29 protein-coding genes are annotated in these 24188 nt (G+C 41.3%); 7 read left to right on the top strand and 22 right to left on the bottom strand.

The annotated features are described in order from the left end of the window. Positions 1-4: 4 nt before the first annotated feature. The 3 genes from V6984_RS02990 to V6984_RS02980 are packed head-to-tail and all read right to left on the bottom strand — an operon-like array spanning position 5 to position 4937. A complete protein-coding gene (locus V6984_RS02990) occupies positions 5-2533 on the bottom strand; it encodes a UvrD-helicase domain-containing protein (RefSeq protein WP_342758329.1) in 2529 nt (842 codons plus the stop codon). Positions 2534-2535: 2 nt separating this feature from the next. Further along, positions 2536-3981, bottom strand: a complete 1446-nt coding sequence (locus tag V6984_RS02985; RefSeq protein ID WP_342758328.1) for an Hsp70 family protein — start codon at positions 3979-3981, stop codon at positions 2536-2538. A 2-nt stretch (positions 3982-3983) separates the two neighbouring features. Continuing rightward, positions 3984-4937, bottom strand: coding sequence for a hypothetical protein (locus tag V6984_RS02980; protein WP_342758327.1), 954 nt, complete (start codon positions 4935-4937; stop codon positions 3984-3986). 283 nt (positions 4938-5220) lie between these two features. Between V6984_RS02980 and tnpA the strand changes: the two genes are divergently transcribed. From tnpA to V6984_RS02950, 7 genes are all read left to right on the top strand, one after another. Further along, positions 5221-5574 carry an IS66 family insertion sequence element accessory protein TnpA gene (tnpA, locus tag V6984_RS22295; RefSeq protein WP_425324227.1) on the top strand — a complete coding sequence of 118 codons (354 nt, stop codon included), beginning with the start codon at positions 5221-5223 and terminating at the stop codon, positions 5572-5574. A 50-nt stretch (positions 5575-5624) separates the two neighbouring features. Beyond that, the gene (gene tnpB, locus V6984_RS02975) at positions 5625-5921 is read left to right on the top strand and encodes an IS66 family insertion sequence element accessory protein TnpB (RefSeq protein ID WP_342758326.1); all 297 of its coding nucleotides are present in this window, start codon (positions 5625-5627) and stop codon (positions 5919-5921) included. A 97-nt stretch (positions 5922-6018) separates the two neighbouring features. Continuing rightward, positions 6019-7074, top strand: a complete 1056-nt coding sequence (gene tnpC, locus V6984_RS02970; protein WP_342758325.1) for an IS66 family transposase — start codon at positions 6019-6021, stop codon at positions 7072-7074. Positions 7075-7149: 75 nt separating this feature from the next. Continuing rightward, positions 7150-8631 carry an IS21 family transposase gene (istA, locus tag V6984_RS02965; protein ID WP_425324244.1) on the top strand — a complete coding sequence of 494 codons (1482 nt, stop codon included), beginning with the start codon at positions 7150-7152 and terminating at the stop codon, positions 8629-8631. Next, the gene (istB, locus tag V6984_RS02960) at positions 8624-9460 is read left to right on the top strand and encodes an IS21-like element helper ATPase IstB (protein ID WP_342755953.1); all 837 of its coding nucleotides are present in this window, start codon (positions 8624-8626) and stop codon (positions 9458-9460) included. Before istA ends, istB begins: the two co-directional genes overlap by 8 nt. 1 nt (position 9461) lies before the next feature. Beyond that, the gene (locus tag V6984_RS02955) at positions 9462-9653 is read left to right on the top strand and encodes a hypothetical protein (protein ID WP_342755954.1); all 192 of its coding nucleotides are present in this window, start codon (positions 9462-9464) and stop codon (positions 9651-9653) included. A gap of 133 nt (positions 9654-9786) precedes the next feature. Further along, entirely contained in the window at positions 9787-10389 is a 603-nt protein-coding gene (locus V6984_RS02950; protein WP_342758324.1) for an IS66 family transposase, read from the top strand. Positions 10390-10417: 28 nt separating this feature from the next. Here the strand turns inward: V6984_RS02950 and V6984_RS02945 are convergent, their stop codons facing one another. The 19 genes from V6984_RS02945 to V6984_RS02860 form a co-directional block, all read right to left on the bottom strand. Continuing rightward, the gene (locus tag V6984_RS02945) at positions 10418-10573 is read right to left on the bottom strand and encodes a hypothetical protein (RefSeq protein ID WP_342758323.1); all 156 of its coding nucleotides are present in this window, start codon (positions 10571-10573) and stop codon (positions 10418-10420) included. Between the two features lie 15 nt (positions 10574-10588). Further along, positions 10589-11707, bottom strand: a complete 1119-nt coding sequence (locus V6984_RS02940) for an HpaII family restriction endonuclease (protein WP_342758322.1) — start codon at positions 11705-11707, stop codon at positions 10589-10591. A 13-nt stretch (positions 11708-11720) separates the two neighbouring features. After that, positions 11721-12716, bottom strand: coding sequence for a DNA cytosine methyltransferase (locus tag V6984_RS02935; protein WP_342758321.1), 996 nt, complete (start codon positions 12714-12716; stop codon positions 11721-11723). Further along, entirely contained in the window at positions 12709-13137 is a 429-nt protein-coding gene (locus tag V6984_RS02930) for a very short patch repair endonuclease (protein ID WP_342758320.1), read from the bottom strand. The genes V6984_RS02935 and V6984_RS02930 overlap by 8 nt, the downstream gene beginning before the upstream one ends. Beyond that, positions 13130-13336, bottom strand: coding sequence for a helix-turn-helix domain-containing protein (locus tag V6984_RS02925; RefSeq protein WP_342758319.1), 207 nt, complete (start codon positions 13334-13336; stop codon positions 13130-13132). The genes V6984_RS02930 and V6984_RS02925 overlap by 8 nt, the downstream gene beginning before the upstream one ends. A gap of 322 nt (positions 13337-13658) precedes the next feature. Further along, a complete protein-coding gene (locus V6984_RS02920) occupies positions 13659-13940 on the bottom strand; it encodes a hypothetical protein (RefSeq protein ID WP_342758318.1) in 282 nt (93 codons plus the stop codon). 13 nt (positions 13941-13953) lie between these two features. Further along, entirely contained in the window at positions 13954-14115 is a 162-nt protein-coding gene (locus V6984_RS22290) for a type II toxin-antitoxin system HicA family toxin (RefSeq protein WP_425324246.1), read from the bottom strand. 61 nt (positions 14116-14176) lie between these two features. Next, entirely contained in the window at positions 14177-14368 is a 192-nt protein-coding gene (locus V6984_RS02915) for a hypothetical protein (protein ID WP_342758317.1), read from the bottom strand. A gap of 26 nt (positions 14369-14394) precedes the next feature. Then, entirely contained in the window at positions 14395-14865 is a 471-nt protein-coding gene (locus tag V6984_RS02910) for a hypothetical protein (protein WP_342758316.1), read from the bottom strand. Between the two features lie 29 nt (positions 14866-14894). Continuing rightward, complete coding sequence (locus tag V6984_RS02905) at positions 14895-15143, bottom strand: hypothetical protein (RefSeq protein WP_342758315.1); 249 nt, start codon at positions 15141-15143, stop codon at positions 14895-14897. 187 nt (positions 15144-15330) lie between these two features. Next, entirely contained in the window at positions 15331-15630 is a 300-nt protein-coding gene (locus V6984_RS02900; RefSeq protein WP_342758314.1) for a hypothetical protein, read from the bottom strand. A 367-nt stretch (positions 15631-15997) separates the two neighbouring features. Then, a complete protein-coding gene (locus V6984_RS02895; protein WP_342758313.1) occupies positions 15998-17404 on the bottom strand; it encodes a relaxase/mobilization nuclease domain-containing protein in 1407 nt (468 codons plus the stop codon). A 15-nt stretch (positions 17405-17419) separates the two neighbouring features. Next, positions 17420-17755 (bottom strand): plasmid mobilization protein, encoded by a 336-nt coding sequence (locus V6984_RS02890; protein WP_342758312.1) that lies wholly within the window; start codon positions 17753-17755, stop codon positions 17420-17422. Further along, complete coding sequence (locus V6984_RS02885; RefSeq protein WP_342758311.1) at positions 17755-18366, bottom strand: YodL domain-containing protein; 612 nt, start codon at positions 18364-18366, stop codon at positions 17755-17757. Before V6984_RS02885 ends, V6984_RS02890 begins: the two co-directional genes overlap by 1 nt. Before the next feature lie 4 nt (positions 18367-18370). After that, positions 18371-20458 carry a DNA topoisomerase 3 gene (locus V6984_RS02880; protein ID WP_342758310.1) on the bottom strand — a complete coding sequence of 696 codons (2088 nt, stop codon included), beginning with the start codon at positions 20456-20458 and terminating at the stop codon, positions 18371-18373. Continuing rightward, positions 20451-22493 carry a JAB domain-containing protein gene (locus V6984_RS02875; RefSeq protein WP_342758309.1) on the bottom strand — a complete coding sequence of 681 codons (2043 nt, stop codon included), beginning with the start codon at positions 22491-22493 and terminating at the stop codon, positions 20451-20453. Before V6984_RS02875 ends, V6984_RS02880 begins: the two co-directional genes overlap by 8 nt. Beyond that, the gene (locus V6984_RS02870) at positions 22486-22644 is read right to left on the bottom strand and encodes a hypothetical protein (protein WP_342758308.1); all 159 of its coding nucleotides are present in this window, start codon (positions 22642-22644) and stop codon (positions 22486-22488) included. The genes V6984_RS02875 and V6984_RS02870 overlap by 8 nt, the downstream gene beginning before the upstream one ends. 54 nt (positions 22645-22698) lie before the next feature. Beyond that, entirely contained in the window at positions 22699-23853 is a 1155-nt protein-coding gene (locus V6984_RS02865) for a CD1107 family mobile element protein (protein WP_342758307.1), read from the bottom strand. Beyond that, on the bottom strand, positions 23840-24151 hold the full coding sequence (locus tag V6984_RS02860) for a DUF4315 family protein (RefSeq protein ID WP_342758306.1): 312 nt from the start codon (positions 24149-24151) through the stop codon (positions 23840-23842). The genes V6984_RS02865 and V6984_RS02860 overlap by 14 nt, the downstream gene beginning before the upstream one ends. Between the last annotated feature and the right edge of the window lie 37 nt (positions 24152-24188).

Raw genomic sequence — 24188 nt, 5'->3', positions numbered from 1 at the left:
CCTCCTAATAAACATCATATATAAGGTGACCAATTCCACAAAAATCAACCCAATTCCATAGAATTCTTCCGGTATTATCCGGTAGCAAATGAGTAAACACATCTGTTACATATAATTCTCTTATCTCTTTAGGCCATTGACAGCTATCATCAGTTTCAATCATGGCCTCCAAATCATTCAAAAACAATGAATTCAAATCACCAATTCTCTGTTCTCGGCCGGAATTAACGTGATAAATACTGTATCTAAGAATCTCATTCGCCTTACTTTTACGAAGAATAATTTCATCTCCTGTTTTGATATTATTAATTATGTATTTCTGGATATCAGTACCGATTTCAAGAAAAGAAGTCTTATCTATATCTGAACTTCGAACTTCCATATACTTAAGCACTTTATCAACAAATTTAACCCATCTCTTACTTCCTGTCTTAAAAATTTGCCAAATTCTGATATCGCTATTTATTAAATGTGCTGTATATAAACCAATTTTAGGTCTGGTTACTGCAACATATAAGGTTTTAAATTCTCCGATATCTGTTTTCTTAGTACCCATAAGCCCTTTAACAAAGTTTTGATCAACAATTACACTGTTATATTCTCGTCCCTTTGCTCTATGAATATTTGATACTATAATCTTTGATTCTGAATAGTTATGAAATACAGGATCATCGGCTTGTGACGAATATATCGCTGCAATAATCTCTTCTACTCCCAAAAGAAGATTATCTCGTTTACGCAATAATGTTGCTAATCTGTCCCATACCTCTTCTGCATTTGTAAATACATCAAAAGTTCTGATATTATACCGTTCGATAAACTCATTTCTTGATATTTGTTGCTTTCCAAAATCAAAGAAAACCGCACCTACCCATGATGCAAAACATTTATCATGGTCATATGCATTAACAATATGCGAAACGCCTCTTTTTCTAAGTTGAGATGATAATCTAAGAACTTGACCATTATTTCTGCAAAGCAAACACACTTTACCATCCCCGGCAAGTCCCTCCAAAAAGCTTTCCCCAATATTATCAGATATATTTCTTCCACTGAACTGTCCCATGCTATCAAACATTTTTTTTACTTCAGATTTCATTTCAGGTATCTTTTCATTAAGAATCGCTTCTCTAAGCCCTTGCGTCATACATATCAGTTCAGATGTTTGTCTATGATTTATGCCCAGTTTGTACATAGATGCTTTTTTATACAGCAGTTCAAATAACATCTTATAAAACTTCGTAGATGTCATTGGAACAGATACCTCTTGCTGATTATAATCATATATTGCTTGGCATGAATCTCCCAGCACCGTCACTCCGCATCCAACTTCTATACATCCACGAATAATTTCTAATACTAATCTTGCCCTTACATCTGTCAAATCCTGAATTTCATCAACAATAAAATGTTGCCATCCACCTAATATAATGTCCGGATATTTATGTATAATCTGAGTTGCTCGAATAATACTTCCGTCATAACTTAATGACCTCATATCAATTTCTTGCCATCCCGGTTCATCTTGCATCTCGGTGTTATATACATTAATTAACCACCATGCAAACGAATGAAACGTTCTCACATCAACATTTCTTATTCCTCTGCTTATTCCGGCAGTTATTGCATCATTTTTCCTCTTTTTTATTTCAGCTACTGCTGCATTTGTAAAACAGAGAACCATTATAGACTCAGGTTCTACTTCCAACTCATCTATCATATACTCCAATTTATTCATCAGCGTATATGTCTTGCCTGTTCCGGGACCCGCATCAACAAAAATGTTTTCCTGTACACCTGCACGAATAATCACATCCTGCTCAACTTCCTCAAAAGCACTATATAACGTATACTTTTGAAGATATAAATCTGCTTCTCGGTTTTTGATATCGACTGTTTCAACATCACTAACTCCGGCTGTTTTGTGATAGATATAATAGTACGGATCTTTTTCATCTAATTCTGATAAATCCGCTTCTGAGACAGGGACAAACATCCCCTCTGCTTGCTGAATCCTCTCAACTTCTTGACTTATATATGAAGTAAATAAAGTTCCCCCTCCACTAACAGGTACATTACCTACTTGTTGATTCACCGGTTTCCACAAACTTATTCCAGCATTTCCTGAATAGTCAAACAGTCCTTTCCCCTTATCCCACCAAAACCTATCAGATTTTGTCTGCCACACCGAGCCATTGTAATTAAGATACATCTCGTCTATCAGTGGAAACAATTGTTCTTCGTCGTAGTCAGAATATCCATAAGACTTTTCCATCTCTTGATTATGTGCTTGTATTTTATCATCTGTCCTTCTTACAGAAAATCCATACTCTCCGCACAAAATCTCTTTCTGCCAAGATTTGAATACATACATTCTTGAGTTTAAGGTTCCCCCATTTATTTCACGCAACTTACACAATGCATAAAAATCAGAAATCTTCGAAAAGAACTGCTGATCACCACTCTTCATTTTACCAGGATCAGATGTGATAATGTTAACATTGCTGGCAAATGAAATATTACTCTCTCCCATTGTTACCTTCCTTCCAAATCATAGAAAACTTTAAGCTTATCATATGTCCATGTATGTAAAATTGTTTTCATAAATTGGCTGCTTTGAACCTTTAATCTAAACAAATTGTCATCATCAATAAAGCAGGACAGCACAAACTGTTCCTCATAAAAACCACCTGCTGGCACTTTTACATTTTGTACAAACGAACGCAACTTTTCATCTTTCGAATCCGTAAATACAAATTTTGCAAACTTTTCATCCGTAACCAATGCAACACTTATCTTCTTTTCTCTGCACGGAAGTAATTGGCCTTTATTAAGTAATGTATAGAACTCTCCATCACTTAACATAAGTCCCAAGTTTTGATTCAATCCATATGTTCCTGATGACATACTTATTAATGAAGCCCCTTTTGCAATATCCCACATTACCATTTTAGGATAGAACAACATATCTGCACCATATTCACTAATTAGTCTCTCCTTTAAAGGTCGAAGTTTACTTGAACCACCAACACATAAGATACAATCAATATTAGCTCGATTTAGTCCTGATTTTTCAATAGCAGATTTCAAACAAAACATAGCCTTGTTTATCTCCGGCTCAATCAATTCACTAAATTGCTCATACTCAATCATACCTCTTACTGTTCCAAGTTCATCATAATTATTCAGATTGATTCTTGCATAATCCTCATCGTCACTTAGTTCTATTTTTGCATCTTCACATCGTCCTATCAGTATATCCTTTGAAACAACGTCGATATCTTCAAATGCCTTTGCAATTCCTTTTTGTTTACAAAATTCCAAATGCATTTTTCTGGCCAACTTCAAATCTATATCATCTCCTGCTATCTGCATTCCCTCTGTAGCCAGTTCATATACTCGTCCACCTTCAATTTCCAGAACAGCGACATCCAAAGTGCCACCACCCCAATCGAATACCGCTACATGATGATAACTTCTCAATGCAGCATAGTTACTGCAATATGCTGCAGTTGGTTCACTCACGAACATTTTCACATCAATACCTGCTCTTCTTGCAGCCTCACGAAGATTACGTTTTTTATCTGCAGTGAAACCTACCGGAACTGCTACAATCGCTTCTCTGCATGTTCTTTCTCGACCTATTTTCTCTTTCAACCCCTTAAATATCTCGGCAGCAATATCTATTGGTGTCCACTTTTTTCCGGCAATCTCATACGATACATCATTAGCGATAATTGATTTAATGGATGAAAAGTATACATACTCTCCTTCTAATTCATTTCTGTGTGTCTTCGCCTCTCGACCGGTAATAACTTCACCAGTCTCCTTATTTATAGCAACTAATGAAGGAAAAGGTCTTCCCTCATCATCTCCATAATTAATCTGCCTAACTGTTTCCTTCGTATCTCCTGTCATGCTGGATGCTGCACTATTTGTAGTGCCGAAATCAATCCCATACCAACTTGATTGAACAGCCATAATTATCTCCCCTCAATATCAATACCTTGCTTTTTCAGTTTTCTGAATACATCGTCCAATGAATCTCTCATGTTAAGTCCGAGATCCACTGTCATATCCATTGTCAAAGCAATTACAAACTCATCATATGTTTTCTTTAATGCAGATGCTATTTGGTTTTTAAACTCTACTATCGAACGATCCTTGTCTTCATCTATAATGTCTATTACTGATGATTGACGACTAATTCTGTCTTGAAGTTCCTTTTCCCTGTTTTTCAATTCCGACATTTCTTCTGTTAATTGTTGGAGTCTGGAACGCAATTCGGCATTTTCTTCACTGCTTGATTTATACAATTCCTCCGTTTTTTCTACTTGCATCTTACATTTTGCAAGTTCTTTTTCTTTTTGCTTAACTTCATCTGAAAGCTTTTGCAAACTTTGCTCGTACACGTCAACCTTCATTGCAAATTCCATGATTTTTTTGGCAAGTGGTCCTTTAAACTCCAGCTTTTCTCCTGCCGATATAATTCCTTTTGAATCTAAACCCGAATTACAAACGTCCTGCTTTTCAGACTCAACTTTTGGGATATTTTCATTCTTTTTATCTGACAATCCATTTACTGCACTATTCTTTCTTACCCAATCCCTTAATATGTTCCTTCTTGTTATTTCTTCATCACCTTTTGGGGAAATCTCTTCAACCGCTTGATTCAGAAATTCCATTAGTGCTACGGTATATTCTTGGGAAAAACCAAATTCTTCAATAACAGGCAATTTCGCACTATACTTCAATTCATTCATGAAATTGTGCTGGAATATTTTTCCGACATCAGATAATCGTTTCCCGTCCTTTTTTAGTGAATAATCTACAATACTATGAAACAAATCACAAACAATAATTTGATTGCTATTTTGCTCTGATATGAAATAAGCTATTACCATCAATGCAAATCTAAGTTTAACTGCATTTTCCAAACTGTTGAAAGCACGACTTTTTGTCAAATACTCATATGCTGCCAATTGCGTTTCATTTTGCAATCCACAACACCAAGTTGCAAATGTATTGGCACTTTTAAATCTGATTCCGGAGGTAATGAAATATACATTTTCAGTAAGCGTCCGATAAACGACGGATTTACACAGAAACGAAGAAATGAGATTCTCTATAACTGAAGACAAAGCGAAGTCTTTGTGAGTCTTTACAAGTGTTGCAAAGACTTACAAAGAAAACAAAGTCTCAGTTCGGAGGATCAGGCATATGCGAAAGATACAACACGATGCAGTAGTAAGCGAGTGGAAAGAAATTATCACGGCTTGTCGCGAAAGTGGACTGCCAGTAAGCCAGTGGTGCCGCTCGAATAATGTAAAAGAATCGCGTTATTACTATTGGCTGCGAGTAATCAGAAGCGAGGCTCTTGCACTAAGAGTAGCCAGTAATAATAGCAAGCCTGTTTTCGCAGAGCTAACAGCACCTGCTATATCGTCTGTTCAGTCAGCTGAGCCAGGAGTCTGTGCAGTGATCAGGCTTAACGATATTAGCGTTGAAATATTTAACGGTGCAAATCAGTCAACAATCTCTGCCATAGTTGCGACCTTGAAAGCACAATGTTGAACCAACTACCGGCAGGAACAAAAATATACGTAGCATGTGGGTATACAGACATGCGTAAGCAAATAGATGGGTTGGCAACTCTTGTACAGCAGCAGTTTAAACTCGATCCTTTTGCTCAGGCAATCTTCATATTCTGCGGCAGAAAGCGCGATCGTATAAAAGTGCTGCACTGGGAAGGCGATGGATTTTTGCTCATGTACAAACGGCTCGAGGGTGGCAGTTTCCAGTGGCCACGCTCAGAAGAGGATGTGCGAGAACTCACGATCCAGCAATATAGATGGCTTCTGGAAGGTCTTAGTGTTGAGCAAAAAACAGCCATCCCAACAGTGACTGCCAGACAATTATAAAAGTCGCAAAAGCACTGAAATATCTGCATTACAAGCTTCTCTTACAGTCCGTTTTATGGTATAATAATTCCAGAAAATATGACGGGTTGGTTAAGTAATGGCAGTGCAAAACATTGATGTAAACATGCTTATGGAGATGATCCAAAACAAGGATCGTGCTCTTGCCGAATTCAGCAAAACCAACCAGCAGCTTACAGAACAAATAACTCAATTAACAGAACAGGTTACTTATCTTACACAAAAACTATATGGTCGTAAAACAGAGAAATCAGCCGTCGTCCTGGATGGTCAACTTGTAATCCAGGAGGTGGCTGAAAATTTATTTAACGAGGCAGAAACATATGCTGATCCGAAGGCTGTAGAACCAGAGGTTTTTGAGCAGCCACTCAAGAAGACAAGAGCTGGCTACAAGCGCAAGAGCTTCTTTGAGAATCTGCCTGTTAAGGAAATGATCTATTCGCTCGACACTGACGGTCAGGGATGCCCTGCCTGTGGTGGTAAGATTAAGAATGTCGGTAAGAAGTTCGTTCGTTCAGAGATCAATTTCGTACCTGCTCAGCTGAGTGTATTAAACATATACCAAGAAACATGCGAATGTCCCGCTTGTAAAGTCAGAACCGGTAAGACAGCATTTATTGAACCAAAGGTACCAGCACCTGTATTGCCGCACTCATATGCTTCAGCATCGAGCATAGCGTATACGATGTACCAGAAGTATGTGCAGAGTGTGCCGTTAAACAGACAGGAGAAAGACTGGAAGGCAATGGGCCTTAATCTTACCAAGAGCACATTATCCAACTGGATCCTGCAGTCATCTGAGTCATGGTTGTCACCAATTGTTGATTATATGAACAAGCAGCTTTTGACTGAAAAGCACCTTCACATGGATGAGACTCCAATTCAAGTACTGCAGGAACCTGGCAGGAAGAACCAAACCAAATCTTACATGTGGGTCATGGCAAATAGATCAGACAGTATCCACCCGATTAGGGTATTTAGATACGCACCTGGCCGGTCCGGAGAGTATGCCGCCAAGTATTTGGATGGATATGACGGATATCTGCATACTGATGATTACTCTGGATGTGAATGGCATAATAAAAATACCCACTTTTGGCGGAGAAAATTCCCCACCTTGTTATGCCTAACGTAAAGACCAAGTTATACTGAAAGCGTAACAAAGGACTCTCCCCATAAGGAGGAAAATTTTATTATGCTGGAGGTAGACATGAAAACTACAATCATGACTCTGTATCAGAAAGGATACAACAAAACCCAGATTGGGAAGATGCTTAGCATTGACAGAAAAACAGTACGCAAAGTGCTCAGAGAAGAAACGCAGGGAAAGGAGCTGCCACAGGAAACACAGGAGGGAACCTGGCCGTCCATGCTGGATGAATACAAGGAATACATAGAAATCCAGTTATCCAAGGAATTGTCCATTACCCGCATCCACCAGGATCTGCAAAAAGAGTTCGGCGTTGCCTGCGGTTATACCACCCTGCGCGATTATGTGAAAAAAATAAGGAAATCCCAGCCTCACGCCTACATGGTGCTGCATTCCCTGCCGGGCGAAGAGGCACAGGTAGATTTCGGTTATATCGGAACCTTGAGAGTAAATGGAACACCGCGCAAAGCATGGATCTTTGTCATGTCTTTGAGCTACTCCCGCTACATGTACGTTGCTGTTACTCTGGATCAGAGCGTGCAGACCTTCATCCGGTGCCACACAGAGGCATTCCGGTACTTTGGCGGAGTTCCCCAGACCGTAAAGATCGACAACTTAAAGGCTGCTATCGTTGAGGCAGACTTTTATGAGCCGACCGTGCAGCGCACCTATGCCGCTTTTGCCGGGCACTATGGCTTCCTTCCCAATCCGTGCCGGGTATACACACCAACCGATAAAGGGAAAGTAGAATCGAACGTGAGATACGTAAAAGAAAACTGCTTTAAGGGACGGGATTTTAAAGAAATCGAAGAAGCAAAGCGGTTTCTCCTGTCATGGCTGAAAGAAACGGCAAACCGTCGGATACACGGGACTACAAGCCGAAAACCGGAAACCGTATATCTTGAGACAGAAAAAGCATATTTAAAGCCGCTTCCTGCGCAGGACTTTCTCTTTTCAAAATCCGGGGCCGCCACCGTAAGGACAGACTGCCATATCGTTCATGACGGCAATTATTATTCCGTGCCTTACACTTATATCGGAATGGAAGTGGATGTCATCGAAGTGAATCATTTATTGAAAATCTACCATGCCGGAAAAGAGATCGCCCTCCACAGTCTGTGCGGGAATGCAAAGGGCGAACATGTGACGGATAAGAGTCATTACCCATCTACCAAAACAATAACACAGGAGGAGCTTTTGTCAAGCTATCGCGAAAAAATGGCACAGGTGGGGACAGGCGCGCTGGCATTTCTGGAAGCATTTAAGGATACGGAGATGTACCAGTGCCATCATTACCGGAGCATTTCCGGTATCCTGGCACTCCGAAAAAAATATGGGGAGGATGCCGTAGACAAGGCCTGCCAAAGGGCATGCCATTATGGAAACATTACCTACCGGGCAGTAAAAAAGATCTGTGAAAGCGGTCTGTACCATCTTCCACTGGAGGATGAACAGGAACTGTCCATGGAAGGAAGAAGCAAAATCAGGAAACTGTCGGATTACCGTCAAATGACAGGACTGGGGGTGATCTCCCATGAATGATTCCTTACAGGAAAAGATAAAAAAGCTCCATCTTGCCGGAATTCTCCAAACAGCGGATATGCGGGCCCAACAGGCAGCAAAGGAACAGATGTCCTATATCGAATTTCTTGAACTGCTCATAAATGATGAAAATCTTAACCGCTCAAGAAACAGACGTAACGATCGGATGAAGCGTTCGCGCATGCCCCAGCATAAAACAATGGAAGAATTCAACTTTTCATGGCAGCCCTGCCTGAACCGTCAGGTCATCTATGCCCTTGGGACCTGCGAGTTTATCCGGAAAAAAGAAAATATAGCTTTTATCGGACTTCCCGGAACCGGTAAGACTCATCTCTCCATCGCACTTGGCATAAAAGCGATTGAACAGGGGTACACGGTGCTGTTCACCACGCTTTCGGAAATGATGGAGGATTTATACATATCCCGTGCGGACAACTCTTTCCGCCAGAAACTGAAGAAATACATTTCACCGGATCTGCTGGTAATTGATGAGTTTGGGCTCAAGAAGCTGGGCCAGACAAATGTGGACGATCTTTATGAAGTGATTTCCAAAAGATACGAGACAGCCTCTACCATCATTACTTCCAATAAGCAGTTTGATGAATGGGGGAGCATTCTTTTTGACCCGGTACTGGCAACGGCCATTCTTGACCGTTTTGTGCACCACTGCAGCTTTATAACTATAGAAGGTGAAAGCTACCGGATGAAAGAACGGGAACGGATCAGCGCTGTGAAACGGCGGGGCAGACCGAAAAAAGAGAGTTCAGGAAATGGAACAAAGGAAGGTTTGAGCGAAATGGAAGAGACCGAAGAAAGCGGGGATTTATGAGATGAAAGAAAACAGGCTGACACGAAACGAAGCGATAGAAGCGGCGGATATACTGAGAGATATGCTTGATGATGAGCAAAGAAAAGCTGAACTGCTCAAACAGCGTAATAAAGAGCTGGAATTATTGCTTATGAAGAATGATATCGCAATTCCTGATTATGAATTATGGCATGGCGTATTACCCATGGTGTAAAAAGACAGTAAAAAACTGGAAAAAGCATCCATAGCGGTGCTTTTTCCCGGGTAAATAAAGTGGGGAATTTTCTCCGCTATTTTTGGGACTTTTTTATTGACAATCACACTCTGGATACAACAGACTGAAAACCGTGAAGCGATGCCTATGTTGGGCTCATGTCAGGAGACGATTCAAGGATGCAATAACTGTAAAGAGCAAAGGATCTGTTGAAACACTGGCGGAGATTGGATTCCGATACTGCAGTGCGCTTTTCGAGTGGGAGAAGAAGTTCAAGCATATGGACTCTAAAGAGCGCAAGGAAGCTCGGCTGAAGCATGAGCGGCCTGTTCTTGATGCGTTCTGGCAATACATTGATGATAATATTGGTAAAACACTGCCAAAGAGTAAGCTTGGCATGGCCATGGCCTATGCACTTGATAACAAAGCGAAACTGGAAACTTACCTGGAGGATGGCAACTGCTCAATCTCTAATAATGTTGCCGAAAACAGCATTAGACCATTTTCGATAGGTAGAAAAAACTGGATTTTCGCAGGCTCGCCTAAGGGAGCCGATGCCAGTGCTTGTGTTTATTCTCTGGTGGAAACTGCCAAAGCTAATGGTTTGGATCCGTTTATGTACCTGCAGTGTCTGTTGATGCTGGCACCAGGTAGCAACTATCTGAAAAACGAAGATGCGATGAAAAGCATGATGCCTTGGAGCTCTTTAATGACTGCAAAATGCAGCATTAAATGATCGAAGGCGCCGTAGCTGTCAATACGTATTATGTCTGACGCTTACCATTTTCATCATTAATTCCCTCCTCCTTTAACGCTTCAAACAATATTGACCTATACTTTTTCTGTTCTTCTTTATTTAAGGACTTTTTACTATCAGCACTTGCCTTATCCAACAAGTCATATAATACCTTCTTTTCCATTTTGACCTCCTGCTATTATCTATATCTAATTTGAAAATTTAGTCTGAAAAAAAACTCTTCTCCCTCTTTGTACACTTTTGCATAGTTACCATGCCCTTCGTCTGTCGATGGGTATTCCAAATAGCAATTATCATATAAATAGGATTTAAAAGCATCTGATTCAAGTGCATAATGAGCCAACACTTCACCTTCTGCACTCACCTTAATAAATCCACCATTCACTTGACTTTCTCCATTCCATAATGTAGATGCTGTCATCCCACAATATGCAGCATACAGAAACGACTTAATCATATACGGATACTTTATCTCCGGTCTGGTAAGATTACAAGGATTTGTCTCGACTAAATACTTCGTTACGTCCGAAAGATCATTCTTCGGAAAATGTTCAAAGAAGTGATTCCATAGCATTCTTTCTACAACATCTGCCAATCTTGGATCAATTAAATCAAGATTTTCTTTAAAGGCTTCGCACCCTGCACGCTGTGCATATGGAAAACCCACAAAGTCCAATTGGCATCCATTTTCAATAAGCATGCTACATCTTTCACTTACCGCAGCATGTCCCTTATCATCTACCAGCGAATTAATGCTATTCATTAACTCATCATTCATACCCTCCACTTTATATACAACAGCGGAAGCCTTGGCTGTATTAAATAACGTCGGGTTCTGACCGAATTCTGATTTTATTGAAAAGCCAATATGTTCACGAATAATTGAAGCTCGCGGATCGCATATCGATAGAAACAAATCACTTTTATCAATACTCTTTGCTTTGATATGAAGCATTTCTATTTCATTCAAAAACTCCATAATTTCATCCGATACTTCAAACGATCTTCCTCTTCCACTTACAATTTCCGAAGAAAGCCTATCTGCCATCATCATAAAACGCAAAGAATTAATTGATGTCTTAAAATTATTATTTACTGAAATTTCAATACTGACATCTCCCAATTCTTTTACATGATAAGTGACAACTCTATCAACTGCTTCATGTCGTATTAGGTCCAACACACTCATCCATTCATTGGGATTTTTTTGTCCATTTTTATCTGCAATATATAATTTACCATCACCAAGAATTCTAAGTGCAGCATATGGTTCACCCCATTCACCTTTATTTGCCATCCAACTCACCTCATCATCTCTTATCTAATTCTTTTTTTATCACTTCTGCTATAGCTTCAATGACATTAACAGTAACTGAGTTTCCGAATTGTTTATACATATGAGTATCTGCTAACTCCCACTTGAAATCGTCCGGAAACCCTTGCAATCTTGCCCACTCTCTTGGAGTCATCTTCCGAATATCATCACGATTAATTTCTCCTTTAATATGCGTTGTCGGTATCATACTATGTTCTCGATGATCAATAATCAGATTTCTCTCTCTGCCCATTCCACCACAAACAATAGTTCCTGCTATGCCATCAAGATTTCTTATTTCGTATCCAAATCCATTTCCTTTTGACTCGTGTCTTGCCCTATGCTTTACCAATGTATCCATATATTTTGTTGACAAATAATATTTTGAATTAATTGGAGCTTCGTCAAGAATATCCCTAATAGTCTTGGAGCTATCTTTTCCTTCCGGAAATTGAAATTCAGTTACGCCTAGGTCTTTTCTAAAACATACAATGTATATTCTTTCTCTGTTTTGTGGCACACCAAATTCTTTGCTGTTCAGCACTTTTGCAAAAACATCATATCCCAAATCTTCAAAGGTCTGTTTAATAACCTTAAAAGTTCGCCCTCTGTCATGAATAGTTAATCCTTTTACATTCTCACAAAAAATTACCTTTGGTTTATGGTATTCACAAATTCTGGCAACATCAAGAAATAATGTTCCTCTACATCTACCATGATAGTCGTCTTCAAACCCACCATGCTTGCCTGCCATCGAAAATGCTTGACACGGAAAACCTGCAAGACAAATATCAAATGACGGAATATCCTTTTCATCAATCTGTGTTATATCTCCTGCTATCTCGCTCCCTGGGTAATTTAAGATATATGTCTTTTGTGCCGGTTCATCCCATTCGGATACAAATACAGTTTCTATATTATCTCCAAATGCATTATCAAATCCCCTTCTGATTCCACCAATTCCGGCAAATAAATCTATGCTCTTATACATGATATTCTCTCCTGATTCTTATTGTTCGCTCAACAACGTCTGCGCATTCTTGAGTCTTTTTCAATATGTCTTTTCCCCAAAACCTCAGTACAATCCATCCTTCTGCTTTGAGATGTTCAGTCACTTCAATATCTCTTTGGATATTTCTCTCTATCTTAGGAATCCAAAATTCTTTGTTCGATTTAAAATCCTCTTTTCTGTTTTCCCAATCATATCCATGCCAAAATTCACTATCACAAAATACGGCCACCTTGTCTCTAAGAAATACAATATCTGGTTTTCCGTAAACTGCCTTTGCATTTTTTCTATAGCGAAGGCCTCTGTGCCACAGTTCTAATTGCAATTTACGTTCAATATTTGAGCCACTATTTCGTATAGCCTGCATATTACGTTTTCTTTGTTCAGGTGTATGTCTATCCATCGTTTTCTCTTTTCTGGAGTTTTGCATACTTTCCGGTTTTTACTCTTTCATCTTTTGGCTTTTCTGCATCCTCAGGTATCAGCCAGTATGCACCAACCTTGTATGCACCATCAATTCTTCCTTCAGTACATAATCTCCGAATTCTTCTTGTTGATATGTTCCACTTTTCTGCTGTTTGGCTAATTGATAGATATTCCATTTATTGCCCTTTCTACAATGTTGAATCAAACACTATTACAGTCAATATTATAACCCTAACTCGGAACAAAATCAATCTGTATCTATCTTCATATAACTGGATTTTGACCGTGGATTTTGGCATTGTAATGTATTCGAAAAGTATTGTCCTTTAATCCACATAAATATAAATATAACACGACAACCTAACCATCCGTCGGCGTTAATCGAAATCTCCCACATAATATAAATAAATATATTGAACGCACACAATAGTAGTTTAATTAAATTCGTAACATACACTTCAAGGCAGGTACTCTCATTAGTCCCCTGCCCTTTACAAATTAGAAGTTATCATAATCATCCAGATCCATCCCTACTTCTTCCAAAGCTTCTCTTCGTTCATCTTCATCCATATCAGCTAACTCATCTACATCGAGCCCAGCCATTTCAAGTTCATCTGTCAACTCGTCTTCATCCTCTTCCAAAGAATCACTTCCGGTATAGAAGGCATCATCTCCCGTCAGTGCAATTGCCTCCTGTCGACTGCCTGCCATCATCTGCAATCCTACATATGTTTCAAATCCATCTACTTCTCCATCTCTGTTAAAATCCATCCAATCCATAGTTGCTTCCTTCCTATTTCGCATATTCTAAGTCATATTGTTTTATCAACCTTCGTGCTACCATACAGTTCAAATCCTTGTTTACCGCTATTGTGTTCTTCCCATTTGAATACATAAAATGAGAACCCTTACAGCGAATAAAATCGTACCCATTTGCACGAAGTATTTTTTTCATTTCTTTTGCATCTACCATATATAAACCCTACCTTCCCTTTTACTGTTTTTATCAGCAGAACCTATTCTAAAGTTTCAATAGCACTTTCACCTTCAAGCGCCAGCTTTTCACTATAGTCAATCAAACTTCTGATACTCTCAAATTCTAATTTTATCAACTCAGCAGTTGGCAACTTATCTTCCATAATAATTTTAAAATTTTCATCGATTGCTTTCCTGTTTTTTTCCATTATCTTCTTGACTAACTCATTCATTTGTCTCATCCTCCAATACTCATTTTTTACCAATCTTCATCTTCCATTGCATCATCCACACCGGCTGCATAGTCATCATCGCTCCAGTAGCGTTCCCAGTCGTAATCGTCGTCCTCATAAACCGCATTGTAGCCATCATCATAAGAATCCATAGAACTGTGATTCTTTTTTGAAGAACTGCTGCCGGATGAACAAGTTTTCTTGCTGTTTGAAGTAGTGCTACTGCTCTTTGAGCCGGAAGATGTTGCACTACTCTTTGTGGTTGAGGAACCATATGAACTTTTAGAGCTTTCGCTGTACGAGGTGCTGCTCTTATACCTGTATGTGCTATTATCATGTAAGTAGCAGTAACTGCTCCCATCCTTAGCATCATTGTCACACCCACTCTTAATGCATTTCGGTGTACCCAGATCTATCATCCAACCAATAAAAAGTAAAATTCCAAGGGTGCAAAGAAGTGCCATTCCTGTACTCATTCCATTTGCATTTCTATTCATAATCATTTCCTCCTTCGATTTGATCGTCTTTATTTACATACGATAAGCCAGAATATCATTCCGATTAACAAGATTGATCCAAGTAATTCATTGATACCATAGCCGATAACGAGAGCAATGATATAGAAGAGCCAGACCTTTCCGCCTGAATCACTGGAACCGCATCTTGAACCAGAGTAATAACCTCTTGGTCCATCAGTTCCATCGTAAATACAATCGCTATAATGAAACCCATCACTTCCACCACAATCCGGACAATGTCCTCTGTCTTCACTCATATCGTCTTCCTCCTTTTCCGAAAATCATATATTTCTATCCTTGAGAAAACTTTTATAGCTCTCCATCGTTTCTGCACTCCAGATAGAACGGGCACATCAGGCAACACCTGCCACATTTTCTCATTTTCATTCTTTTCTTTTTCTTTAGCCAGAAAATGATTCGTTCCATTGTATTCTCCCTTGTTCTCTATTTCCCTTTTATTGCACTTACCACGCCACCAATGACCGAAGTAATGACAATGATTAGAATCACCAATACAAACGCCGGAACATCATCAACCTCAATATTCAGAATCATAAGAAGGAAAGCGACTCCGACAAAGCCTCCAATGACACACAGGATTGCACCAAATGTTGACATTCCATTCCCTGAACCCGATGAATATCTATAATTTCCTTCCGTCCCTTCATACGTACATCCCGGATAGTGGTGACCTCCCGTTCCATCACATTCAGGACACCGATTTTCATGATTATATTCACTCATAAGAACTCCTTCCTGCTCAAAAAGAGCACCTGCAAAAAATCATTTCCTTTTTGATAACATTTTAATTTTCTTTGGTTTGTTGTTATCTTCGATGGTATAATCCTAACAGATTAAGTGTCCTATAAAACGGACTTCTACGTCCAAAATCTGATCTAAAATCTGATATTTTCACAAAGTGGCGAGCAGTGCATTCGTATATACCTCATGCATTTTCGCTCGTTGTGGCGTATCCCCAATCCCCTCAGAACTGCCAACTTAGTCGTCAGGCTACGCATTCACTTTGTGAACGCTGATACTTTCGCAATCGCAGAAAATAAAAAAAGCGGGCAACTACCGGATTGTAACTTTTCCGATAATTGCCCTAATGTTATCTTGCCTCTCTTTGCTTTTTTCGCTCTTGCTCGTTCTCCTGCGCTCGAAGGAAAGCGTCTATGTTATGCTTGGCTGTTACATAGTCCTGCATCTCCTTTTTCGCTTGGCGATATTCTGCATACGCAGATTTCTTTTTCGCCAACACTTCCGCATATTCTGCATTCAGCTCCTTTACTTTCGGAATCTTTTTATCCGGCAAATTACTGAAAGCATCCTTTGCAGCTTTATGAAGTGTTATCTCCTCACGATGCTCTTCGAAGAATTTCTTACTGTATCCCGACTTGCGATATGCCACATATACCTCTCTGGTCTTGGCATAGTTAATGATATGCGTCCTAAGAACCGCTATCTCTCCAAGTCGCTTCTCTGCATCCTTAATGGCCTGGGACAACTCATTAAATCTTGCAGAGGAACCGTTCGCCTTTTCGCTCAAAACATCGTAGCTGCGGATATCCTTCTCCTGTAAAAAGAGAAGTGTCTGTGCCATCTGCTTGATATTATAAACGGTCGCCCAGCGTTTGTAGCCTCCGCCCTTTCCCTGCTTTAGCTTCTCCTGAATATCAATCAGCAAATCAAAATCACGCTTCGGCTTGCTCCAGCGTTTCTTCGGTGCATCATCTGCACGCTCCGGCTCCGCTTCGCCTCTGATACGTTTTTCAATATCCTCCGGTGTGTATCCGTCACCAAAGGACCTGAATCGGATAAAACGTTTCTGACTTTTCCCCTTCACTGCTGGATGCTTGCCACGCTTGATTTCGTAATCCTGTTCCTTGAGCATCCTCAGAAACTCTTCAAAATCTGCCGGCTCTTTAGCAAGGACTGCGTCTATATCCTCACAAATCCTTGCTCGAATACTCTCCTTTTTAGGATAAGTAGTTCGCTTTTCTCTTTCGCCCGGTTTCCTTGGTTTGATGACAGACAGTCCATGCTCCAAACAAATCAAGTCACTGAGCTTTTGTAACGCCAAAGCAATAAACCACGAATCTCTGAATTTCCTGTCACAATCCAAATTGGTGGAATTGAAAATCACATGATTGTGAATATGCGCCCTATCCGTATGCGTCGCTACGATAAAAGCATGCTCTCCCTTGGTAAAGCGCATCGCCGTTTCATAGCCCACACGGTTTGCTTCCTCCGGTGTAATTTCTCCCGGCTTAAAGGACTGGCGAATCTGATAAGCGATGATGTCGCCCTTTGGCCTACGCCCGGTTATCCGCAGATATTCCCTTTTCGATTCTGCAAATTCTTTGTCCGCTATCTCAGCATTGCAGGCATAGGAAGACACATAAGTACCCTGGTCCGTCTTCTCCTCATTCATAGCATAATCCGTTCTGTCTTTAAGGCACTGCGCTATGGTTTTTCCCTTATTCACATGCATCACTATCAGTCGTGTAGCTGCCAATCCTCTCACCTGCCTTTACTCAATACTGCCTAATCGCTCCAACATTTCTCCCAGCATTTGTAGCAACTCCTTATGCATTCCCAGCAGTTCTTTTATGTCTTCCTTGTAAATGCTCCCGGTTTCATTTGCCTTTTTCGCATACTGATTGAGATTGTTACTGTTAATCTTCATGAGCCGCAGCACTTCCTTCATATCCGACATGTCCAGCTGAATGATAAATCCGTTCATTGCCATCTTGAGCATGTAGGCACTCATATTCTGAATGCCTACACCCTCCATGCGCTCGCGAATTGCCTGCATCTCTTTCGGAGAAACCTTGATATATATTCCTTTCGATTTCTCCGGTGGCATTATCTCGCCTCCCTGTCATTTGGACGGTGGCACTTGGAGCAGTGCTTCTCCGGGGCTGTTGCTTTCAGCTTTTCAATCACGGATGACTTCGCTTCTTTTTCTGCAACCGTCTCAGCAGGAACATTATTGATAACACCATCCAGCTGGTTATCATTCTGCTCCACCATGTCCTCAATACTACGGAGTGGATTTCTGCCGGAATCAAAACCCGGCAGTTCCTTAAATCCTACGGAATCCACATAGTAATACTTCACTTCATTCTGTCGTTTCAGCGCAATTACATCACTGACAGATAAGCTGTGACCGGTAAAGTCCTCCGGTCTCTCCACATTGAATCGCATAAACAGATTATCCAAAATCAAATCAATATCCTGCGACTGTGTATTAAGTGGACCTGCGTACACCGTATCATAGAAATTTATCTCCGGATTGAATCCCTGCGACTGCACAAAATCATATCGCATAAACTGCATCCCTTCCGCAGAATCATTCATCTGCAAGATGGCATATCCATCCGCTTCCGAGGAAAGAAAAGCCTCCAGAATTTCTCCGGAAGCTCCATTTACCTCATCCCATTTCTTTACTTCTGTTCCCTTTTTTACTTCTGACATTTCATTACCTCCCGTTGTCGAATTCAAGACGAAAATTACATCTCCCATCTTCTACCGTCATTACCACAGTGCAATCATAGGTCTTGCCGGTCTTTGCACTCTTGCAGCCTTTCAGCTTCATCTTACCATCCTTGATAAGTTTCTCTGCTATCTGCTTGGTCAGCTTCTTTCCAAGAGCATCAAAAAATTTATTATTCTTCCATAACGCAAAATCTCCACTCTCACAGAAGAATCCTTTACTTTTTTCCACCACAGTTTTTCCGCAGCAAGGACAAATTCCCATCGGTTCCTGCACCGGCTTCATCAAAACCTCTGCATCCTCGATTACTTTATAGGTCTGCACCAGCTCCGTTATCATCTCGCTAATCTCTGTAATAAATGCACCGGATGAAAAGTTGCCACGCTCAATTTTGATCAGCTTCTCTTCCCAATCCGCTGTCATGGATGCGGACTGAATCTGCTCCGGCATAACCGTAATCAGTGCAGTTCCCTTATGCGTAGGAATCAGGGACATGGACTTTTTGTCGCCCTTTCTTTCCACAAAACCGATACGCACCAGCTTCTCTATCACACCGGCTCTTGTAGCAGGAGTACCGATACCCTTATGCTCTGCATCCTCTGGCATCTCATCTGCGCTGGCATGCTCCATCGCGCTAAGGAGAGTATCTTCCGTAAAATGCTTTTTCGGCGATGTCTTCCCTTCCTTGCACTCCGGTTCCCTTGCCGGAATAGATTTTCCTTCTTGGAAGAAATCCAGACTCTGCAAAATCTTATCCTCATCCGAATCGCCATCCTTCTTCTTTTTGCCTCCAAGAATCCACTCCACTACATCCTTCCAGCTGTTTTTAACAACCTGTTTTGCTTTCGCTTTGAAGGGATATCCGGCGCAATCAAATTCCAATTCGGTCTCTGCAATCACATGAGGTTCCCCGATACCGGCAAGAAGTCTTGCCACTACCATGCTAAGAATCTTCTGCTCTCCGCTTGGCAGCTCTCCAAATGCTACTTCATGCACATTCACGGTAGGGATAATCGCATGATGGTCTGTTACCTTTTTATTGTTGATGACCTGCCTGCAATTCATAGGAAGCGCGCCATGATAACCGAACTTATCGGCCATCTTTGTTGCAAGTGCCGGAAGTGATGCTTCCATATCCTCTGTTAAAAATCTGCTGTCCGTTCTCGGATAAGTGATAAGCTTCTTTTCATAAAGGCTCTGGGCGTAATCCAAAGTCTGCTGAGCCGTAAAGCCCATCAGTTTATTTGCTTCTCTCTGCAAATTGGTCAGGTCATAAAGTTGCGGTGCCTTTTCCTGCTTTTCAGTTGTTCGGTTTTTCCGAATCACTGCTTTCTCTGCATCCTTTACTTTTTGCAACACTGCCATAGCCTCATTCTTATCCATAATGCGCTCGCCGGTGGCTTTTACACCACCGACAGTAATGGCAATCGTATAAAAGAGCTCTGGCTTAAATCCACTAATCTCTGCCTCTCGCGTGACAAGCATTGCAAGGGTAGGCGTCATCACTCGTCCTACGTTAAGTGTCTGGCCATAAAGGGTTGAAAAAAGCCGGGTAGCGTTCATTCCAACAATCCAGTCGGCACGCTCTCGGCAAATGGCGGCTTCATACAAAGCATCATATTCAGTTCCCGGCTTCAAATTCGCAAATCCCTCTTCTATCGCCTTATCTTCCATGGATGAAATCCAAAGTCTCTCAAACGGCTTTTTACAGCCTGCCTGATGATACACCAAGCGGAAAATCAGCTCTCCCTCACGCCCGGCATCCGTCGCTTCGATGAGACTTTCCACATCGCTGCTCTTCATCAAGTCCTTCAAAATTTTAAACTGCTTTCTGGTCGCTTCCGATACCTGATACTCCCACTGCTCAGGTAAAATCGGAAGGTCTTCGTATCTCCACTTGCTGTATTTCTCATCGTAGAACTCCGGCTCCGCAAGCTCTACCAGATGTCCCACACACCAGCTGACCAAATATCCGTTTCCTTCAAGATAACCGTCCTGTCGATTGGTTGCACCAATTACTTTTGCAATGGACTGTGCCACCGACGGCTTTTCTGCAATTACTAATTTATACAAAGACTAAAGCCTCCTTCTCCTTTGTTTTCTTTGCAGGTGTCTTCGCCACCTTTTCCTTACCTTCCTTAAGCTTGGACTTTACGGACGTTTTCTTAGGCTTAGTTTCTGCCTTTTCCTTTGTTTCCGGCTTCTTTGCCTCCGGTGATAACTGCTCCGCCGTAGATTTCAAAAGCTCCTGCAACTGCTCCTTCCTATCCACTTTGTCATCAGTGACACTCTCAGACTGTTCCACAGCCTGTTCCTGTGTCTTCTGTGACATCAGCTCCTCAATCTTCTCATCAATAGACGAAATCATTTCAGATGCAGCTCTACGGATAGTATCAAGGGATGCTTTCAGCTCCGGCATCTCTTTACCCTCGGACCAGCCTGCTACATAAGAAAAGGAATAGTCAGAAGTATCAATGCCGTAGTGCTGGCATACGGTATATGCCACACTTTCCGCTTCTACCTCTTTACTATTCCTGTTCAAATCCCTATTACCAAGCTCGATTGCATGAAGCTTCTGATGCGCCATTTCATGAATAGCCGTCTTAACCGTCTGCACCTCGCTCATCCCTTCCTGAATGGCAATTCTTTTTTCCGTCTGACTGTAAAATCCCTTTGCTCCAGCGGGAATGTCCTCAAAAGTCATAGGCACCGGACAACTCTGTTTCAAAGCTTCAAAGAATGTACCGTATCCGTCCACACTTCCCATCAATTCATCCACACCAAGACTCGGAAGCTCCTTACCATCAGTCTGGCTTACATCAAAGGTGCTTACCACCTTGAATGCATTGATTTTAATTTCTACGCTTTCCATAATCGGCTCGCCGTCATGGTCCATCATCGGTCTGCCACTCTCATCTAATTTATTCTGCTCTCTCTGAATGGTATATGGTGCTGGTGCAATAATCTTAATACCCTTTTCGCCCTTCTTTACGAAACGCCCCATCTCTTTCCATCCGGTAAAGCTCTGACAAATCTGCGCATCAGGCTTCTGCATCATGATAAGGATGTTATTATTCACGGAATACCTCGGGAACTTCGCCATCGTATCAAGGAACTGCTTATATTTATCACTAGAGAAAACCTCTGCTACACCTTGCTCTAACTTATCTGTAATCTCTTTCAGCTGGTCAGCCTGCTTCTCCCTTGACTCAATCATCTGTACCTTCTTCTGAATTTCCTTGGGAACTTCTCCACGAACCTCAGCCTCCGGCATTGCATGAATAAGTTCTGCAATAGCATACTGCGCCGATTTATTGTCTCTGATTTCAGGCACATACCCTAACACATCCATATCAATGAACTTTGCATTTGCAATATCAATCTCTGTAAAAATCTCGGGATGCTCCGTATCCGTCACACGAATACCAATCGTAGGAATTCCATGCATTCTGTCATCCGGAATCTGCTTAAAGATTTCTAATGCTTCCTTTACGTTTCCCACATTCTCATGATACTCGCCCATATCATGAAATTCTCCACATTCAGCAACGGTAAAGCTTACCTTCATTGCTGCTTTCATTTCTGTTGTTGTCTCTGCCACTTTCATACCTCCTAGCTCTATGTTGCTTAAATCTGTTGTAAATTTAATCTCTGGTATTGGCATTACTCCCTTTTCATGAAAGGAATAATATTCCTCTCCACGCCCCACTATCACATGTTCCACCAGTCGCACACCCAATAGGCCGCACACCTGCGCCAGCCTGTCTGTTACAGCGATATCTTCCTTGCTTGGCGACAATCGTCCGGATGGATGGTTATGACAAAGCATCACGCAGGAAGCATTGGAAAGTATGGTTGATTTTAACACTTCTCTTGGATGCACCAAGGATTGTTCCAATGCTCCCACGCTTACGATATTCACATTGATAGGTCTAAGATCTGCCTGCAAATTAATAACAGCAAATACTTCTCTGTCATAGTCCTTCAAAGTCTCTGCCATAAGCTTCACAACAGCTCCGGGATTATCTAAGGGATAATCGCTATGAAGAGGAGGCTCCTTTACCAACCGGATTGCAACATTGTTTAAGTAAAAATGTTTACTACTCATTTTCTTCTCCGATAGGCACATTCATCACAAAATCCCGATTCTTAAGTTGTTTTAATCTGCCAAGAATTGACTTCTGTGTAGAATGTACCGGTTTCTTTTTCTGTTTCAACACTGCCTTGTAATATCCTGCATATCTTGATTTCTTTCCCATATACGCTCCTTCCTGCAAAGAAAGGGTAGCTTTTGCCACCCTTTCCTGAACAAATTATTCCTCGTCGTTTAAGTCCTCATCGAATTCAACAGCAATATCCTCATCGTCCTCTGCAAGTCCTGCAAGATAATCCTCTTCATCCTCGTTGTAATCGAAGTCAGGGTCTGGAAGCGTATTCTTGGTTTCCTTTGCCTTGTTCTTCTTAAGGAAGAAGTATCCACCTGCACCACCCACAGCAACTAATATCAAGAGCAACAGAGCACCAGTATTACTTTTCGCAGGTTCCTCTTCAGTAGGTTCTTCTGTACTCGGTTCCTCTGTCGGCTCCTCAATCACATCAGGAGTAGGTGTTGCTTCCGGTACAGTTACTTCCTGTGTAGAAGAATCAATATACTGATGTGCTTCCTCTTCATCCATCAAGGAAAGCAAATCCGCTTCATCCACCAGATTAAGGAAGTGCACAGTTTCATTTCCTTCATCATCACGGTCGATGATGATATAAAAGTAATTACCTGCCTTAGTAGTCACAGTAATAAACTGCTTACCGCTCTTATCTGCGGAACCATAATCATCCACTAAAGTAAGATTTCCATCCGGTGTTAATGCGCAGCTCACATCCTCTGTATTGTTCATAGCGTCCATAAACATCATCATGAACATCTTAAGAAGTGCTGCATCTGTTTCATTAGTTGCAGTCTCCACCACGTCCAGATAGTCTCTGTGAACATAGCCGGTCTTTTCCGGTACAATTATCTGATACCAATTACCCTCGGTACCGATAACGACAACCTCCTCGCCTGCTCGAAGCTGGTCAATTACTTCATAATCCATTCCTGCTCCCGTTCTTACATTCAATCGGGATACTCCAGATGCAACAACTCCTGTAGGGTCCTCCTCTGCACCATAAACATATTCCTCGCCGTTAAAATTGAAAACAACACTACCGTCTTCATTTACTGTGTAGCGATAAGCAAGCTCTGTATCCTCAGATGCATCCGCTTCCACACTATTGCCGGATACGCTTGTGTCGACCACATTTTCATCTGCTCCAACAGCCACATTGCTCTCCTGCACCTTTGTTTCCACAATCACCTCTTCGGTAGTATCATTTGCCTGTGCAAAAGCTGTCATAGGTGTTGTGCCCACCATAAATGCTGTAGCAAGAGCAATCACTCCGCTAAACTTCTTTCCAATACTAAATCTCTTCATCGTTAAAATCCTCACTTTCCTCGTAATCATCATTGTTTTCCTGTACTGTAGCCGGTACCGGTGTAGCATTTGCTACCGTACCGTTTTGTGCCATGGGAAGCTGTCCGCTTGCAGCCATCTGTAAAAACTGTGCCAACTGCTCCGGTGTAAGCTTAAGTGCACCTACATCCGCAAGAATCTGTGTATTCTCTGCTTCTCTTAACTTCTGCTCCAGCTGCTTTACCTTTGCGTCTGCATCTGCTCTACGCTGCTTTGCACGGTCTAATTCAGCACGAAGCTTATCTAACTTTTCATACATGCGCTTTTCTCCTTCCATTGAAAAAGCTCCCGAAGAC

The sequence above is a fragment of the Kineothrix sp. IPX-CK genome (assembly GCF_039134705.1).
Taxonomy (GTDB): domain Bacteria; phylum Bacillota; class Clostridia; order Lachnospirales; family Lachnospiraceae; genus Kineothrix; species Kineothrix sedimenti.
The sequence above is the reverse complement of the archived record's forward strand: the minus strand, read 5'-3'. Positions and strand labels throughout refer to the sequence as shown.